The 15,726-nt window shown below is 64.4% G+C and carries 14 protein-coding genes; 6 read left to right on the forward strand and 8 right to left on the reverse strand.

The window, feature by feature from the left end; genetic code table 11:
• The first annotated feature begins 26 nt into the window (after nucleotides 1-26).
• The 3 genes from hrpB to GC1_RS08685 all read left to right on the forward strand — a co-directional run bounded on the left by hrpB (nucleotide 27) and on the right by GC1_RS08685 (nucleotide 4,719).
• Nucleotides 27-2,474 (forward strand): ATP-dependent helicase HrpB, encoded by a 2,448-nt coding sequence (hrpB, locus tag GC1_RS08675; RefSeq protein ID WP_019296101.1) that lies wholly within the window; start codon nucleotides 27-29, stop codon nucleotides 2,472-2,474.
• A 214-nt stretch (nucleotides 2,475-2,688) separates the two neighbouring features.
• On the forward strand, nucleotides 2,689-3,147 hold the full coding sequence (locus GC1_RS08680) for an NUDIX hydrolase (RefSeq protein ID WP_019296100.1): 459 nt from the start codon (nucleotides 2,689-2,691) through the stop codon (nucleotides 3,145-3,147).
• A 90-nt stretch (nucleotides 3,148-3,237) separates the two neighbouring features.
• Nucleotides 3,238-4,719 (forward strand): inorganic phosphate transporter, encoded by a 1,482-nt coding sequence (locus GC1_RS08685; protein WP_019296099.1) that lies wholly within the window; start codon nucleotides 3,238-3,240, stop codon nucleotides 4,717-4,719.
• A gap of 73 nt (nucleotides 4,720-4,792) precedes the next feature.
• On the opposite strand, the gene GC1_RS08690 is transcribed toward GC1_RS08685, so the two are convergent.
• The 4 genes from GC1_RS08690 to GC1_RS08705 all read right to left on the reverse strand — a co-directional run bounded on the left by GC1_RS08690 (nucleotide 4,793) and on the right by GC1_RS08705 (nucleotide 8,524).
• Entirely contained in the window at nucleotides 4,793-5,512 is a 720-nt protein-coding gene (locus tag GC1_RS08690; protein WP_019296098.1) for an SDR family NAD(P)-dependent oxidoreductase, read from the reverse strand.
• Between the two features lie 91 nt (nucleotides 5,513-5,603).
• Entirely contained in the window at nucleotides 5,604-6,179 is a 576-nt protein-coding gene (locus GC1_RS08695) for an isochorismatase family protein (protein ID WP_019296097.1), read from the reverse strand.
• Between the two features lie 163 nt (nucleotides 6,180-6,342).
• On the reverse strand, nucleotides 6,343-7,269 hold the full coding sequence (argF, locus tag GC1_RS08700) for an ornithine carbamoyltransferase (protein WP_019296096.1): 927 nt from the start codon (nucleotides 7,267-7,269) through the stop codon (nucleotides 6,343-6,345).
• A gap of 79 nt (nucleotides 7,270-7,348) precedes the next feature.
• A complete protein-coding gene (locus GC1_RS08705; RefSeq protein ID WP_029204808.1) occupies nucleotides 7,349-8,524 on the reverse strand; it encodes an aspartate aminotransferase family protein in 1,176 nt (391 codons plus the stop codon).
• 430 nt (nucleotides 8,525-8,954) lie between these two features.
• Here GC1_RS08705 and GC1_RS08710 point away from each other — a divergent pair, with 430 nt between their 5' ends.
• A complete protein-coding gene (locus GC1_RS08710) occupies nucleotides 8,955-9,866 on the forward strand; it encodes a DMT family transporter (RefSeq protein WP_019296094.1) in 912 nt (303 codons plus the stop codon).
• A 128-nt stretch (nucleotides 9,867-9,994) separates the two neighbouring features.
• Nucleotides 9,995-11,233 (forward strand): MFS transporter, encoded by a 1,239-nt coding sequence (locus GC1_RS08715; protein ID WP_019296093.1) that lies wholly within the window; start codon nucleotides 9,995-9,997, stop codon nucleotides 11,231-11,233.
• 5 nt (nucleotides 11,234-11,238) lie between these two features.
• Here GC1_RS08715 and GC1_RS08720 read toward each other — a convergent pair whose 3' ends face one another.
• The gene (locus GC1_RS08720; RefSeq protein ID WP_019296092.1) at nucleotides 11,239-12,051 is read right to left on the reverse strand and encodes an ABC transporter permease; all 813 of its coding nucleotides are present in this window, start codon (nucleotides 12,049-12,051) and stop codon (nucleotides 11,239-11,241) included.
• A gap of 160 nt (nucleotides 12,052-12,211) precedes the next feature.
• Between GC1_RS08720 and GC1_RS08725 the strand changes: the two genes are divergently transcribed.
• Complete coding sequence (locus GC1_RS08725) at nucleotides 12,212-12,808, forward strand: GcrA family cell cycle regulator (protein ID WP_019296091.1); 597 nt, start codon at nucleotides 12,212-12,214, stop codon at nucleotides 12,806-12,808.
• A 507-nt stretch (nucleotides 12,809-13,315) separates the two neighbouring features.
• Here the strand turns inward: GC1_RS08725 and GC1_RS08730 are convergent.
• From GC1_RS08730 to GC1_RS08740, 3 genes are all read right to left on the reverse strand, one after another.
• Nucleotides 13,316-13,726 (reverse strand): universal stress protein, encoded by a 411-nt coding sequence (locus GC1_RS08730; RefSeq protein ID WP_019296090.1) that lies wholly within the window; start codon nucleotides 13,724-13,726, stop codon nucleotides 13,316-13,318.
• Between the two features lie 114 nt (nucleotides 13,727-13,840).
• Entirely contained in the window at nucleotides 13,841-15,133 is a 1,293-nt protein-coding gene (locus GC1_RS08735) for a TRAP transporter large permease (protein ID WP_019296089.1), read from the reverse strand.
• Nucleotides 15,130-15,621, reverse strand: a complete 492-nt coding sequence (locus GC1_RS08740) for a TRAP transporter small permease subunit (protein WP_237754578.1) — start codon at nucleotides 15,619-15,621, stop codon at nucleotides 15,130-15,132. The genes GC1_RS08735 and GC1_RS08740 overlap by 4 nt, the downstream gene beginning before the upstream one ends.
• Between the last annotated feature and the right edge of the window lie 105 nt (nucleotides 15,622-15,726).

The following is a 15,726-nucleotide window of genomic DNA, read 5'->3' on the forward strand; positions in this document are numbered from 1 at the left end:
CCCCTCTGCTTTGGCGATAAGGCGGCATGACCAGATTGCCGATCGAAGACGCCCTCCCCGAACTGTTGGACGCCCTGCGTGCCCGCGGCCGTGCCGTGCTGCAGGCGCCGCCCGGTGCCGGTAAGACCACACGGGTGCCGCTGGCGATGCTGGAGGCCGGGCTGACGAAGGGCCGCATCGTAATGCTGGAACCCCGCCGCCTTGCCGCCCGTGCCGCAGCGGAGCGGATGGCGGAAACGCTGGGAGAGAAGCCTGGCCAGACCGTCGGCTACAGGGTGCGCGGCGACGCCAAGGTCTCGAAATCCACCCGCATCGAGGTGGTGACCGAGGGCATCCTGACCCGGATGCTGCAATCGGACCCGGACCTGCCCGGCATCGGCGCGGTGATCTTTGACGAATTCCACGAACGCTCGCTGAACGCCGATCTGGGTCTTGGCTTATGCCTGGAGGTGGCGGGCGCGTTGCGCGATGACCTGATGCTGCTGGCGATGTCGGCAACGCTGGACGCCGGGCCAGTGGCGGCGCTGATGGATGCGCCGATGGTGACGTCCGAGGGGCGCAGCTACCCGGTGGAAACCCGCTGGCTGGAGCGTCCCTTGCCCGCGCAGGCCCGCCGCGTGGATGCGCTGGCCGATCTGGTGGTGCAGGCTGAAAGGGATACAAAGGCCACTGGCGGCGGCATTCTGGTGTTCCTGCCCGGCGAGGGTGAAATCCGCCGCGCTGCTGGCGCGCTGGAGAAGCGCCTGCCCGGCCACTGCCATATCCGGCCCTTGTTCGGTGCCCTGCCCTTTGCCGAGCAGCGCGCAGCGATCCAGCCGGAGGCGCAGGGCCGCAAGGTGGTGCTGGCGACCTCGATTGCCGAGACCTCGCTGACCATTCAGGACATAAGGGTGGTGGTGGATATGGGCCAGGCGCGGCGCGCGCGGTTCGATCCCGGCTCCGGCATGTCGCGGCTGGTGACAGAGAAAGTGACCCGCGCCGAGGCGACCCAGCGGCAGGGCCGCGCGGGCCGGGTGGCGGAGGGCCTCTGCTACCGGCTGTGGACCAAGGGCGAAGAAGGCGCGCTGATGGCGTTTCCGCCCGCCGAGATCGAAAGCGCCGACCTTACAGCACTGGCGCTGGAGCTGGCGCTGTGGGGCGCGGCGCCGGAGGATCTGATGTTCCTGACCCAGCCGCCTGCGGGCGCGCTGGCAGAGGCGCAGGCGCTGCTTGCGATGCTGGGCGCCCTGGATGCCCAGGGGCGGATCACCGAGCACGGCAAGGCGCTGGCCGCCCTGCCCTTGCATCCGCGGCTTGGGCATATGCTGCTGCAGGCAGGCCCCGAAGCCGCACCGCTGGCGGCCCTTCTGGGTGAGCGCGATCCGCTACGCGGCGCCCCTGCGGACCTGTCGCTGCGGCTGAAGGCGCTGCGGGACCCCAAGGGGTTTGCGCGCAATCACCCCTACCAGCTGAACCGCCCGGTGGTGGAGCGGATCAGGAGCGAGGCGCGGCGGCTGGAGAAACAGGCAGGCCACCGGGATGCGGGCCTGTCTGCCGCGATGATGGCCGCCCTCGCCTATCCGGACCGCGTCGGCCAGCGCCGCAAGGGCGACAATCCACGGTTCGTGCTGTCCGGAGGCAAGGGCGCCATATTGGATGGCGGCGATACGCTGGCGGGGGCACCGTTCATCGTGGCGCTGGATACCGACGGTAACCCGCGCGAGGCGAAGATCCGCATGGCGGCGCAAATCTCGCTGGCCGAGATCCGCGAGCTGTTTGCGGATCAGATCACTTGGGAGGACACATGCGAGTGGTCCAAGCGCGACCGGCGGGTGGTGGCGCGCCAGCAGGAGCGGTTCGGCGCCATGGTTCTCGATGACCGGATCTGGAAGGACGTGCCGCCGGACGCGGTGGCGCGGGCGATGCTGGACGGGGTGCGCGACCTCGGCCTGCGGCTCACCGGGGCTGCCGCGCGGCTGGCGGCGCGGGTGGAACTGGTCAGGGCGGAAGGCCATGAACTGCCGGATTTCTCACTGCACGGTCTGACGGAGAACCTGGAAGACTGGCTGCTGCCGATGCTGGACGGGGTGAAATCGGCCGAGGACTGGAAACGCTTTGACCTGCTGCCCGCGCTCAAGGCCGCCCTAAGCTGGGAACAGACGCAGGTGCTGGACCGCGAGGCGCCGGGCAGTTTCACAACCCCGCTTGGGCGCAAGATTCCGATCAGCTATGACGGCGAGATCCCGGAAATCTCGGTCCGCCTGCAGGAGATGTTCGGCGTCACCCGGCACCCTTCGGTGGGCGGCGTACCGTTGAAGGTCTCGCTGCTGTCGCCCGCCCAGCGCCCGATCCAGATCACCCGCGACCTGCCGGGCTTCTGGGCCGGCTCCTATGCAGATGTGAGAAAAGACATGCGCGCCCAGTACCCCAAGCACCCCTGGCCCGAAGACCCGACCCAGGAGGACCCGACGCTCAGGGCGAAACGGCGCAAGTAGCGAAACGCAGCGCGGCTGAGCCGCGCTGCCCGGCCCAACGGCTGGCGGTGCATCTGTGATGCGCGGATCAGCGGGCGGGAGCCCCGCCTGAGGCCTGCGGTCTGCTGCACGGCAAACCCGCGCATCATCTTGCAACCCCGGTCAATCAGGCGTAGATTCCTGCAGTTACACACACGACACGGGATATTCCCCAACAACAAAAGGCTGAGCACAAATGACAAGCCCCCTGACCCGCGCCTGGAACGAGATCATCAAACCGATGCTGCAGCGCCCTGCCCGCGTGCAGGTCGCCGCCCTGTGCTACCGCATGGATGCGGACGGCAAGGAAGTGCTGATGATCACCAGCCGCGGCACCGGGCGCTGGATCCTGCCCAAGGGCTGGCCGGTTGAGGGCAAGGATGGCCCGGAGTCGGCGCTGCAGGAAGCCTGGGAGGAAGCCGGGGTGAAACCCGCCAGCATCACACCGCAGCCGATCGGCGAATATCATTTCACCAAGCGCCACGACAACGGCACCGAAGAGCCGGTGACCACGCTGATTTTCGAGGTTGAGGTGGAGCAGCTGGAGGACGACTACCCGGAGTCCAGCGAGCGCACCCGCCAGTGGATGAAGCCTGCAGAAGCAGCCGGGCTGGTCGATGAGCCGGAACTGCGGGACATTCTGCACCGTTTGTAAAAGTTATGTGACATTTTCATGTCAGAAGCTTGATCCGTTCCATGAGCGGGGGTAGGCGCGTGCCCAGACCCCGGAATCAGGAACGCGACGATGAGCCACGAAGATCAGCGCCCGCAATGGAACACGCTGGATAAGGATCTGAACAGGATCTCCCAGCTGGAGCTCGCGACCAGCTATGCCTCCCGCCCGCTGGTGGCGCCGGGCATTGCGCTGGCCTTTATCGTGCTGGCGGGCCTTGCCGCCGGCGTGTTCTTCGGCGGTTCCGCCATGAGCATGGTGGTGATCGCCGCCGCGGCCTTTGGCGCCTATATGGCGATCAACATCGGCGCCAATGACGTCGCCAACAACATGGGGCCGGCGGTCGGTGCCAATGCGCTGACCATGGGCGGCGCCATCGTGATTGCCGCCATCTGTGAAAGCGCAGGCGCCCTGCTGGCAGGCGGCGATGTGGTGTCGACCATTTCCAAGGGCATTGTCGACCCCACCGCAGTAAGCAGCAGCAGCGTGTTCATCTGGGCGATGATGGCGGCGCTGATTTCCTCGGCGCTGTGGGTGAACCTGGCCACCTGGGTCGGCGCGCCTGTGTCCACCACCCATTCGGTCGTAGGCGGCGTGCTGGGCGCTGGTGTGGCTGCCGCGGGCACCGCCGCAGTGAACTGGCCCACCATGGGCAAGATCGCTGCCAGCTGGGTCATCTCTCCGGTGCTGGGCGGCATCATCGCCGCGCTGTTCCTGGCCTTCATCAAAGCCAGGATCATCTACCAGGACGACAAAATCGCCGCTGCCCGCCGCTGGGTGCCGGTTCTGGTCGCCGTCATGGCCGCCGCCTTTGGTGCCTATCTGGCTCTGAAGGGCCTCAAGAAGATCGTCAAGATCGACCTGCAGACCGCGCTGCTGATCGGTGCCGGTATCGGGGCGGTCTCCTATGTCATCACCGCGCCGCTGATCAAGCGCCAGTCCGAGGGCATGGAGAACCGCAACAAGTCGCTGAAGGCGCTGTTCGGCCTGCCGCTGGTGATTTCCGCGGGCCTGTTGTCCTTTGCCCACGGCGCCAATGACGTCGCCAACGCGGTCGGCCCGCTGGCCGCCATCGTGCACGCCACCGAATTCGGCGACTTTGCCGCCAAGGTCGCAATCCCGACCTGGGTGATGGTAATCGGCGCCTTCGGCATCTCCTTTGGCCTGTTCCTGTTCGGCCCCAAGCTGATCCGCATGGTCGGCAGCCAGATCACCAAGCTGAACCCAATGCGCGCCTACTGCGTGTCGCTGTCCGCCGCCATCACCGTGATCGTGGCCAGCTGGCTGGGCCTGCCGGTGTCCTCCACCCATATCGCGGTGGGCGCGGTGTTCGGCGTCGGTTTCTTCCGCGAGTGGCACATGGAGCGCCGCCTGAAGAAATCCGCCGCAGGCCGCCCGGCAGAGAAACGCATCGCGCCGGAGGAACGCCGCCGCCGCAAGCTGGTGCGCCGCAGCCACTTCATGACAATTGTGGCCGCTTGGGTGATCACCGTCCCTGCCGCAGCACTTCTGTCCGCGGTGATCTACCTGCTGCTCAATACCTTCGTCAGCTGAGCTGCACCACATTCACATTAGGAACCCCCGCACCATCCGGCTGCGGGGGTTTTCTTTGCCTTGGTTTCAGCCCCTAGAACCGCTCCACCCAAGGCCGCAGCACCAGCTCGTCGCTCCAGGCGGAACGGTGCTGAGTGATCAGATGCATGTATTCCCGGGCGATAGCCTCCGGGTCCAGCATGCTGTCCGGGTTATCCGCCGCCTCCACCCGCTCAGGCCGGGACGCATTGCGGATGCCGCCGTCGATATTGACCCAGGCGACATGGATGCCCTTTGGGTGCAGCTCCCGCGCCATCGATTGCGCCAGGCCGCGCTGCGCAAACTTGCCCATCGCAAAGGGCGCGGACTGGGCAAAGCCCTTCACCCCGGCGGAGGCGCCGGTGAACAGGATGGTGCCGCGCCGCCCGTCCAAGGCCTGCTGCATCAGCATCCTCTTGGCCGCCGCCTGCCCCAGCACAAAGGCGCCATAGGCAGTGATCTCCACTGCCTTGCGCACCGCTTCCGGCTCCAGTTCTGCAACAGGACCGCGCAGCCGGGCCGAGGGGTTGTAGCAGGCCACCCGCAGTTCCCCGGGCAAACCGTCGATCAGTGCCGAGGTCCCGTTGGTGTCGGTGCCATCGAGCACGTGCAGCACGGCCCCGGTCTCTGCTGCCAGCGTCTCCAGCTTGTCCGTATTGCGGGCAGCCAGATGCACCGCATAGCCCGCAGCAGAGAGCTGCCGGGCGAAAGCCGCCGACAGACCGGTCCCGGCCCCGACGATCAGCGCCTGCGGTTTGGATGATGTGCCTGCCATTGCCAGCCCTCCCCTGTCCTTGAGTGAAATGCTGACGGCAATCCACTCATGACACAAGGTTTATCGGGCAGCGCCTTGGCCGAAGGCTGAATCAGGCCTCTGCCGCGGCAGGCAGCTGCGCAAGAACATCTGCCGCGGTCACCACCTTTCCAAAACCTGCGTGCAGGGCGGACAGCGTGACCTCCAGAACGGTCCCGGCATCCAGCATCCCGCCGTTGCGCGCGGGCATGTCAAAGGCGATCAGCGCATCTTCTACCACCTCGATTTCAAACCCGAGGTTGGCGGCAGAGCGGGTGGTTGAGTTGACGCAGAAGGCTGCCACCCCACCCGCAATCACCAGCCGGGTGATCCCGGCGTCCCGCAGATGCTGCTCCAGCCCGGTGCCGTAGAACCCGGATGACCCGGTTTTCCAGAACACCGCCTCGCCCTCCTGCGGCACCGCGCAGGGCAACGGCTGGCCGCTGGGCAGATCGCGGCGGAACTTGCTCTCGGGCCGCGGATCGTCATGCATTACATGCACCACCGGCAGATCCGCGGTGCGGAAGGCTGCGGCCAGCTCTGCCACCGTCTCCTCCGCATCCGGATTAGCCTGCGGGCGGCCAGAGGCGGCCACGTTGGCCATCTCCTGCTGCATGTCGACGATCAACAGGGCTGTGCTGCGGTCCATGGGAAATCCTCGCGGTGAAATTCTTGGCAGGAGGTTTGCCGAAACCGCGCCCAGCGGCCAGTGCAAACTCCCATGCCCCTGCGTCATGGGCGCATAGCGCACGAAAAAGGCGCGCAGCAGCCCCGGCTGCGCGCGCCCTTCCAAATCAAATGTCGCCTGCGGTTCAGCCGCCCAGGCACCAGCGCATGATTGCCTTCTGTGCGTGCAGGCGGTTTTCGGCTTCGTCAAAGATCACCGACTGCGGGCCGTCCATGACGGCGGAGGTCACCTCTTCCTCGCGGTGGGCCGGCAGGCAGTGCATGAACAGCGCATCGGGCTTGGCATGCGCCATCAGCGCGTCGTTCACCTGATAGGGGCGCAGCATGTTGTGGCGGCGCTCCTTGGAAGACTGGCTGTCATGCATCGACACCCAGGTGTCTGCGACCACCAGATCGGCACCCTCCACCGCCTTCACGGCGTCGCGCTCGACCACGATCTTCGATCCAGCCTTGCGCGCCAGTCCCATGAACTCCTCTTCCGGGTCCAGCTGCGAGGGGCCGGTGAAGGTCAGGTCGAAGCCGAACTGCCCGGCCGCATGGATGAAGGAGGCGCAGACGTTGTTGCCATCGCCGCACCACACCACCTTCTTGCCCTTGATGGAGCCGCGGTGCTCCTCGTAGGTCTGCACATCGGCCATGATCTGGCAGGGGTGAGTGCGGTCGGTCAGGCCGTTGATCACCGGCACATCGGAGTACTCCGCCATCTCGGTCAGCACGGTCTCATCGAAGGTGCGGATCATGATCATGTCGACATAGCGGCTGAGCACGCGGGCGGTGTCGGCGATGGTCTCGCCATGGCCCAGCTGCATGTCCTTGCCCGACAGAACCATAGTCTGGCCGCCCATCTGGCGCACGCCGACATCAAAGGACACCCGGGTCCGGGTTGAGGGTTTCTCAAATATCAGTGCCACCATCCGGTCCTTCAGCGGCAGCTCATCATCCAGCGCCGCCTTGGGGCGGCCGAGGCGCGCCTGCTTGGTGGCTTTAGCCTGGTCGATGATGGCGCGCAGGTCGGCAGGGTCGGTTTTGTGGATGTCGAGGAAATGGTTCATAGTCGTATCGCTTTGTTCTGGCGAAGGCCGGGGGCTGCCTGCCCCCGGACCCCCGGGAGTATTTCTGCAAAGGTGAAGATCAGGAGGCTTCGACCTGGGCGGCTGTTTTATCAAGGCGGCTGACGGCCTCGGCGATGTCCTCATCACTCAGGGTCAGCGGCGGCAGCAGGCGGATCACGTTGTCGGCAGCCGGGACGGTGATCAGCTCGTTGGCGTAGCCCGCGTTGACCACATCTATGTTGGCTGCCGTGCACTTGAGGCCCAGCATCAGGCCGGCGCCGCGCACTTCCTCGAAGACTTCTGGATGGTCGGCCACCAGCCCCTCCAGCTTCTGCCGCAAGAGACCCGCCTTGCGGTTCACCTCTGCCAGGAAGTCCGGGTCAGCCACATGATCCATCACCGCGCAGCCCACTGCGCAGCCCAGCGGGTTGCCGCCGTATGTGGAGCCGTGGGTGCCTGCGGTCATGCCGCTGGCGGCATCCTCGGTGGCCAGCACCGCACCCAGCGGGAAGCCGCCACCGATGCCCTTGGCCACCATCATGATGTCCGGGGTGATGCCCGCCCATTCATGGGCAAACAGCTTTCCGGTACGCCCAACGCCGCATTGCACCTCATCCAGGATCAGCAACAGGCCATGCTCGTCACAGATCTGGCGCAGCGCCTTCAGCTCTGCATCCGGGACCGGGCGGATGCCGCCCTCACCCTGCACCGGCTCGATCATGATGGCGGCAGTGCTGTCCGAGATGGCATTGGTGACGCCGTCCAGATCGCCAAAGGTCAGATGCACGAAACCGGGCAGCAGCGGGCCGAAGCCCTTGACCATCTTCTCGGAGCCTGCCGCAGCGATGCCTGCAGAGGACCGGCCATGGAAGGAGCCGTCGAAGGTGATGATCTCCACCCGCTCCGGCTGGCCTTTGTCATAGAAATACTTGCGCGCCATCTTCACCGCCAGCTCGCAGGCCTCGGTGCCGGAGTTGGTGAAGAACACGGTGTCGGCAAAGGTATGCTCCACCAGCTTGTCCGCCAGCGCCTGCTGCTGGGGAATGTGGTAGAGGTTGGACACATGCCACAGGTTCTGTGCCTGGGTGGTCAGCGCCTCCACCAGCGCCGGATGGGCATGGCCCAGCGCATTGACCGCGATGCCGGAGCCCAGATCCAGAAAGCGTCGCCCGTCCGCCGTGGTCAGCCAGGCGCCTTCGCCTTTGACGAACTCAAGCGGGGCACGGTTGTAGGTCGGCAGAACGGACGGGATCATCGGGATCATCCTTTTCAAAGGTGGAAGCCAAAGCTGTGACGTAAGCTTGGCCTTGGGTCAACGGTGGATCATTGGATTTCGAATGGGGGATGTGCTGCACGGCAGGCACAGGGGATCAGGGGCCGGTTACACCAGGCGGCGTCGGCGTCGCGAAATGGGGGTATGTGCGCGTTTGATCATGGATGGGTTCCATAGTGGAGGTTTTGGCGAAAGAAAACCCCTTTTGTGCAGCCCTCCCCGCCAAAGCGCCGCCCGGCCCTTTCACCTTTGGCGAAATACTCCGGGGTGAATTGGCCGCAGGCCAAGAGGGGCAGCGCCCCTCTTCCTTACAAACCTGCGAGGGCAGCGCGCCCGCCCTGGCGGCAAATTACGACAGCTGCCGCAGCCTTTCCCCTTGCATCCCGCGGCGGCTTGCCGCACCGCTGGTGCCATGACGCGCAACACCCCGCAGAACCCCGCCCTGGCCGCTGCCCTGATCCTGGCGGCCACCACCTTCATTGCGGGCACCACTCTGCTGGCCAAGTCATTGGGGACAAATGTGCTGGGTGCACCGCTGCATCCGCTGCAGATCAGCCACGGGCGCTTCCTGTTTGCCTTCATCGGCATTTCAACCGCCGTGCTGATCCTGCGCCCGCACTTCATCCGCCCGCATTGGGGCTATCACATCGGACGCACCTCCTTCGGCTGGGCCGGGGTCACGCTGATGTTTGCCTCGGTTGCCTATATCCCGCTGGCCGATGCCACCGCGATCACCTTCCTGAACCCGGTTTTCGGCATGCTGCTGGCGATCCCGCTCTTGGGGGAACGGGTCGGACCCTGGCGCTGGGGCGCGGCGCTGGTTGCGATGATCGGCGCGATGATTCTGTTGCGCCCCACGCCCGCCAGCTTCCAGCCCGCGGCGCTGCTGGCCCTGGGCGCGGCGGCGGTGATGGGGCTGGAGCTGATTTTCATCAAGAAGCTCGCTGGCCGCGAGGGACCGTTGCAGGTGCTGTGGTTCAACAACCTCTTGGGCATGATGATTGCCAGCTGCGCGGTGCTGCCGGTCTGGCAAATGCCGAGCACCGGGCAATGGGGCGCATTGGCGGCGCTGGGGCTGCTGATGGCCTGCGCGCAGGCCTGTTTCATCAACGGGATGGCGCGGGCCGATGCGTCCTTTGTGGCGCCGTTCAGCTATGCCACGCTGGTGTTTGCTGCGCTTTACGATTTCCTCGGCTTTGGTGTGGTGCCGGATGCCATCTCCTTCCTCGGCGCCTGCATCATCCTGGCGGGCGCCGCTGTTCTGGCCTGGCGCGAAGGCCGGGTGCGGCCGACCGCGGGCCGCGCGGCAACCGCGGGAAGATAGCCCCGGGCCGCCACCCTCACAAAAAGTTATTCCCTTCAATGGCCCCATCGCGACGCCGAGGTCGAAAACCGGCAATTTCCGCCTGCCCGGCACGGCACCCTGCTCTGTAACAGGACAGGAGAATACCCATGCACGAGCGGCGAATCCCAGAATGGCTGCGCCACGCGCCGGTGCCCTCGGTCCGGGATTTCGGCATCCTGGCGGGGCTGGAGGCGGTGGTGCGCGGCACGCTGATCTCAGTCTTTCCGCTGATTATGTACCGGGCGCTGGGGGATGCCGGGCTGGTCTCGGCCTCCTATTTCGCGGTGGGCATCCTGTCGCTGGTTGCCGGGCTGATGGTGCCTGCGCTGGTCCGGCTGGTGCCGCGCCGCTGGGCCTATTCCCTGGGCGCGGCGATGTTTGTGGCCTCGGCCGCGTTGGCGATCGAGGGCAGCCCGGGTTCGGTGCTGGCGGCGCTGGCGCTCAACACCGTGGCGGCGGTCACCACCTTCATCTGCTTCAACGCCTATGTACTCGACTACATTTCCCGGGTCGAACTGGGCAAATGCGAGACCTCACGGATGTTCTATTCAGCCCTGGGCTGGACCGCCGGGCCAATGGCGGGGGTGCTGCTGCTGGATTGGTGGCCGCCTGCCCCGTTCCTGATTTCCGGTGCTGCGGCGCTCCTGATGCTGGCCGCCTTCTGGTGGATGCGGATGGGCAACGGCAAGCAGATCGCCCGCGCCCGCGGCCCGGCCTCCAGCCCGTTGAAATACCTGCCGCGCTTTCTGGAGCAGCCGCGGCTGATCACCGGCTTCCTGTTTGCGGTGATCCGGTCGGCTGGCTGGTGGATCTACGTGGTCTACCTGCCGATCTTTGCCATTGAAAAAGGGCTAGGACAGGAACTGGGCGGCATCCTCTTGTCCGTGACCAACGCCTGCCTGTTCGGCGCGCCGCTGCTGCAGCGCTGGGTGCAGCAGCATTCGATCCGGCTGGCGGTGCGCACCGGTTTTCTGATCGTCGCCCTGTGTTTCGGCGGTGCCGCAGCGTTGCAGGGCTGGCCAGATGTTGCGGTCGGCCTGCTGATGGCGGGGTCCGCCGCGCTGATCCTGCTGGACATCTGCGGCGGGCTGCCGTTCCTGATGGCGGTGAAACCCTCCGAACGGACCGAGATGTCGGCGGTCTACTCCAGCTACCGGGATATCTCCGGCATCCTGACGCCGGGGGCCGCCTGGCTGGTGCTGATGGTGTCGCCGCTGGCTGGGATCTTTGCCGCTGGCGCCGCGGCTGCGGCTTATGCCGCGCTGCTGGCTGGCAAGCTGCATCCGCGGCTGGGACGCAGAAAGGCGGCGCCTCCGCCAGCGGAAGACCCCCTGCCCGCGGAGTAGCGGCGTCAGGGTTTCAGGCGGTAACCAGTGCGCAGCATCACCCAGGCCAGCAGGCAGACCGCAAAGGTGGCACCGCTGCAGACCGCCAGCCCCAGCAAGGGCGGGCTGTCCGAGGTGCCGATCACCCCGAATCGCACTCCGTCGATCAGGTAGAACACCGGGTTCAGATGCGAGATGACTTTCAGCACCGGCGGCAGCGCCTCGACCGAATAAAAAGTGCCGGAGAGGAAAGCCAAGGGTGTGACGATGAAATTGGTGATTGCCGCCATCTGGTCGAACTTGTCGGCAAAAACCCCGGCAACGATCCCGAGGCCGCCCAGAAACGCCGCGCCCAGCACGATGAAGACCAGTGCGGTCAGCGGATGCGCAGGTACGATTTGCAGCACCGCCATCAGCCCCAGCCCGATGCCCAGCGCCACCAGAGTGCCGCGTGCAACGGCGCCCGCCAGATAGCCTAGCAGGATCTCCAGCCCCGACAGGGGCGGCATCAGCGTGTCGACGATATTGCCCTGCACCTTGGCAATAACGATGGAGGATGAGGTGTTTGCAAAGGCATTCTGGATCACCGTCATCATCATGATGCCCGGTGCCAGGAAGGTCAGGAACGGCACCCCCATCACATCGCCGCGCTTCGGCCCGATGGCGATGTTGAAGATCATCAGGAACAGCGCCGCGGTCACCAGCGGCGCCAGCAGAGTCTGGGTCCAGACCGCCAGGAACCGCTTCACCTCGCGCCATGCCAGCGCCTTGAGCCCCAGCCAGTTCACCCGCCCGAACCGGCGCGCGCCCAATTCCACCTGATAGCCCTGCTCTGCCATGCTGCCCCTCGCGTTTCGCTTGCCCGACTGCATAACGGCTGGGCCAATGGGCGCAAGATGCCTTGTAACTCCGCCCGCAGTGATTAGAATAGGGGATCACACGGAATATGATGGCGGCCGCAGAACCCCTGGGGCCGCTATTAGCTTGGAAAGGCAACAGATGTCCTGGACAGACGAGCGCGTCGAACTGCTCAAGAAAATGTGGGGCGAGGGCCAATCGGCCAGCCAGATCGCCAAGGAACTGGGCGGCGTCACCCGCAACGCCGTCATTGGCAAGGTGCACCGCCTCGGCCTGTCCAACCGCAACAGCGGCGGATCCAAGGCGGCGGAGCCGAAGGAAAAGCCGGCAGCCGCCCCTGCAGCCGCCGCGCCGAAACCTGCGGCTGCCGCCAAGCCCAAGCCGCAGCCCAAGACCGAACCGGCCCGCCCGGCCGCGGCCCAGCCCTCCGCGGACGCCAAGCCCGCAACCCCGGCCCGCCGCCAGATCATCCCGGCCGGCCAGCCGCTGCCGCCGCAGCCCTCCGCCAATGAAATCAGCCCCGAGGCGCTGGCCAAGGTCAACGAGATCGAGAAGAAGGCCAAAAAGCTGGGCCTGATGGAGCTGACCGAGCGCACCTGCAAATGGCCGGTGGGCGACCCGGCGACCGAGGACTTCTGGTTTTGCGGCCTGCCCGCGCAGCAAGGCAAGCCCTACTGCGAGGCGCATGTGGGCGTGGCCTTCCAACCGATGTCCTCGCGCCGCGACCGCCGCCGCTGAGGCTTGGCCGCTTTAGTGAATTTGGCCCCGGCATTGCGTCCGGGGCTTTTCTTTTTGAGGCCCGCCTTTTGGCAATTAGTGCTACGTGGCAAAAGGCGTTCAGCTGTCGCAAGAGCATCTAGCGGCAGATATCCCCCACGCAACCCAAACATCAGCCAAACATCGGGCTGTGTCCGCGTTGCTTAGAGAGCAGGCATGTCAATTCATCGGGTTGGATAACACTTATGCGGCGCGGAGGCTGAATTCGCTGCTCATACGCTTATGGCCGGATCAGGTGCTCTCATTACGGCCAATCCTTAAAGAATGGGCAGAACATTGCGAACCCGCCATGCAAGGGTTCCGGAATGCGCGCTGGAGGGCGTCGCAAACACGCCCTCTATCTAGCTGTCCCAAGTCAGGTGGCAGCCAATTAGTCCAATCGGCATAATTAAGAAATGCTCCAACCCTGCTTTGACTGCAAACCATTTGCACAGGGCTGGCTGTTCGATCAGCGGCCGTTATAAGCCGTTACAGGCGGAGGACATGAACCGAACAATGAGCGTGGCGGACGACCAGCGCGGCGGTCGAGCCCAAAAAGAACTCCTTCATCCCCGGTTTGTGCGAGGCAAGGACGATACAGTCGATTTTGTGTTTGTTGGCATATTCCGTTATAGCTCGGCCCGCTGACTGGCTTTCCAGAATGACGGAGTTCACACCCGCTTCACCCTGCAACCGGTCAGCCAGGCTTGCCTGGGCTTTCTGGTAGGATTTTTCGACAACATTTTGCTCCATGTAATACATGATCTGCTTGTTCGGCGGCTCGTGAATATGGGCTGCGGTGATCTTTCCACCCTCGGACAGGAGGGCACGTGCTGTGGAGAGTGCCTGTTCGCTGATGCCATGTTCCAGGGACAGCGCTACGAGTATGTTGCTATACATGGTGTTCCTCTTGTGTTCAGTTTCTGGGGCTGAAGGTTCGCGGCTGCCTGTCCGGCATCCGCCGCCGGCAGGGGAACGCCCCCGGTCCGGGGGGCGCAGGAATAGGTGGCCCCCTTATTTGCTGAGCAGGAGGTCGGGCAGGAAGAGCGCCAGTTCCGGGACAAAGGTCGTCAGCATCAGCGTCGGCAGCCAGGCGAAGATGATAAAGATCAGCGTCGGCCACAGCATGCGCGAGACCGGTTCGTCACAGACCTGGGCACCAAGATAGAGAAGCGGCGCCGTGGGTGGTGTGATGTTCGCCATGCCCAGGTTCACGCCGATCACGGCAGCAAAATGGATCGGGTCCATTCCGGTGCTCTGCGCGATGGGCAACAGGATCGGGGTCGCCAGAAGCAGGCCAGAGATATCATCCATCAGCATCCCGATCAGGATCATCACGATGTTGATCATCAGCAGGATCACAATCGGGTTGTCAGATACGGAATAAACAAGATCTTTGGCCAGTTGCGGTGCGCCCTGCGAGATCAGGTTGTCCGACACGATCAGAACCATGAAGATCATGACCATCACCACGCCGATTGTGACGCCGGAATTCTGGATGGTCTGGGCCAGCGTTTTCCAGGTCAGGCCGCGGTAGAAGTAGATCGCAATCGGGATCGAATAGACCACGGCGATGCCGGCGGCTTCGGTCGGGGTCATGATACCGCCGTAGATCCCTCCCAGAATGATCAGCGGCATCATCAGCGCAGGTCCCGCCAGGCGCGCCTGGCGGCCAAAGGTGGGCAGAAAGGGCCTGGGGCGTTCTGTCAGGTTAATGCCATCGTATTTACGCAGCATGAACTGGTTCACGACAATCAGCAGTGTGATCAGGATGAACGCGGGGATCACGGTGGACAGAAAACATTTCAGCACGTGCTGCTGTGCCACCCAGCCATACAGGATGTGCGACGAGCTTGGCGGGATCAGAAGGCCCAGAGGGCTTGCCGCCACGATCAGAGCGGCGGACTGCCCGCCGGGATAGTTGGCCTTTTTCAGGTGCGGCATCATGATGCCGCCGATGCAGGTCAGGGTGGCGTTGGCGCTGCCGGAAATCGAGCCAAAGACCCCGCAGGCCAGGACGCCCGCAGCGCTCAGCCCGCCCTTGATATGGCCAATGAACATTTCGGCGAGTGAAACCAGAGGCGCCGCGATCCGCCCTTTTTCCATGATGCCACCCGCAATCATGAAGAGCGGGATGGCCAGCAGAACCAGTGACCGGATTCCCGTGGACCCCGTCGGCAAGTACCCTGTGATCGATTGATCACCGACCATGGCAATGAAAATCAGGACCGCCCCGAAGGCCACAAAAACGCTGACCCCAAGAAGCAGCATGGCGCAGACGATAAGAAGACTACCGGTGATGATCATTTTGCGGCCTCCTTGGCAGCAGCTGATTTGAGCGGGAGACCGAGACCCTGACGGATATGCACGTAGAGATAGGCAGTGGTGAACATCGCCATGAAGCCAAAGGCGATCATGATTCCGATCCGCCAGGTGACAAAGGGGATGCGCAGCACAGGGGTTGCGCGCAGCCGCGGGAACGAGAAGTCGTCAAGCAGCGAGACATAGCACGCGTACATGAGAAACAGGATCACCAGCAGCTCGACCGTCAGCACGATGAACCCGCGCCACCAGATCATCCGCGGGTTTTGGATGACGATGCCCAGAATATCCGCGTTGATATGCAGATTGCGCGCAGAGGCCAGAACAGCGCCTGCAAAGAAGCCCACGATGCTAATGCCCAACAGCCATTCTTCGTAGGCGAAAAGATCGCCGCCAAAGCCGTATCTGATGACAACAACCGCGCCAAAGGTGAATGCCATCAGGAACCCTGACACCATTACAATCTGTCTCATGAGAAATGCGATCGCCTTCATCGGGTAGCCAATGATGGCCGGCAATTCGTCGGTTATTTTGTTCCGAATGCCGTGAACTTCGTTCCCGGCGGCTGGTGGTTGTTC

Source organism: Leisingera sp. ANG1 (assembly GCF_000203975.2).
Lineage (GTDB): Bacteria > Pseudomonadota > Alphaproteobacteria > Rhodobacterales > Rhodobacteraceae > Leisingera.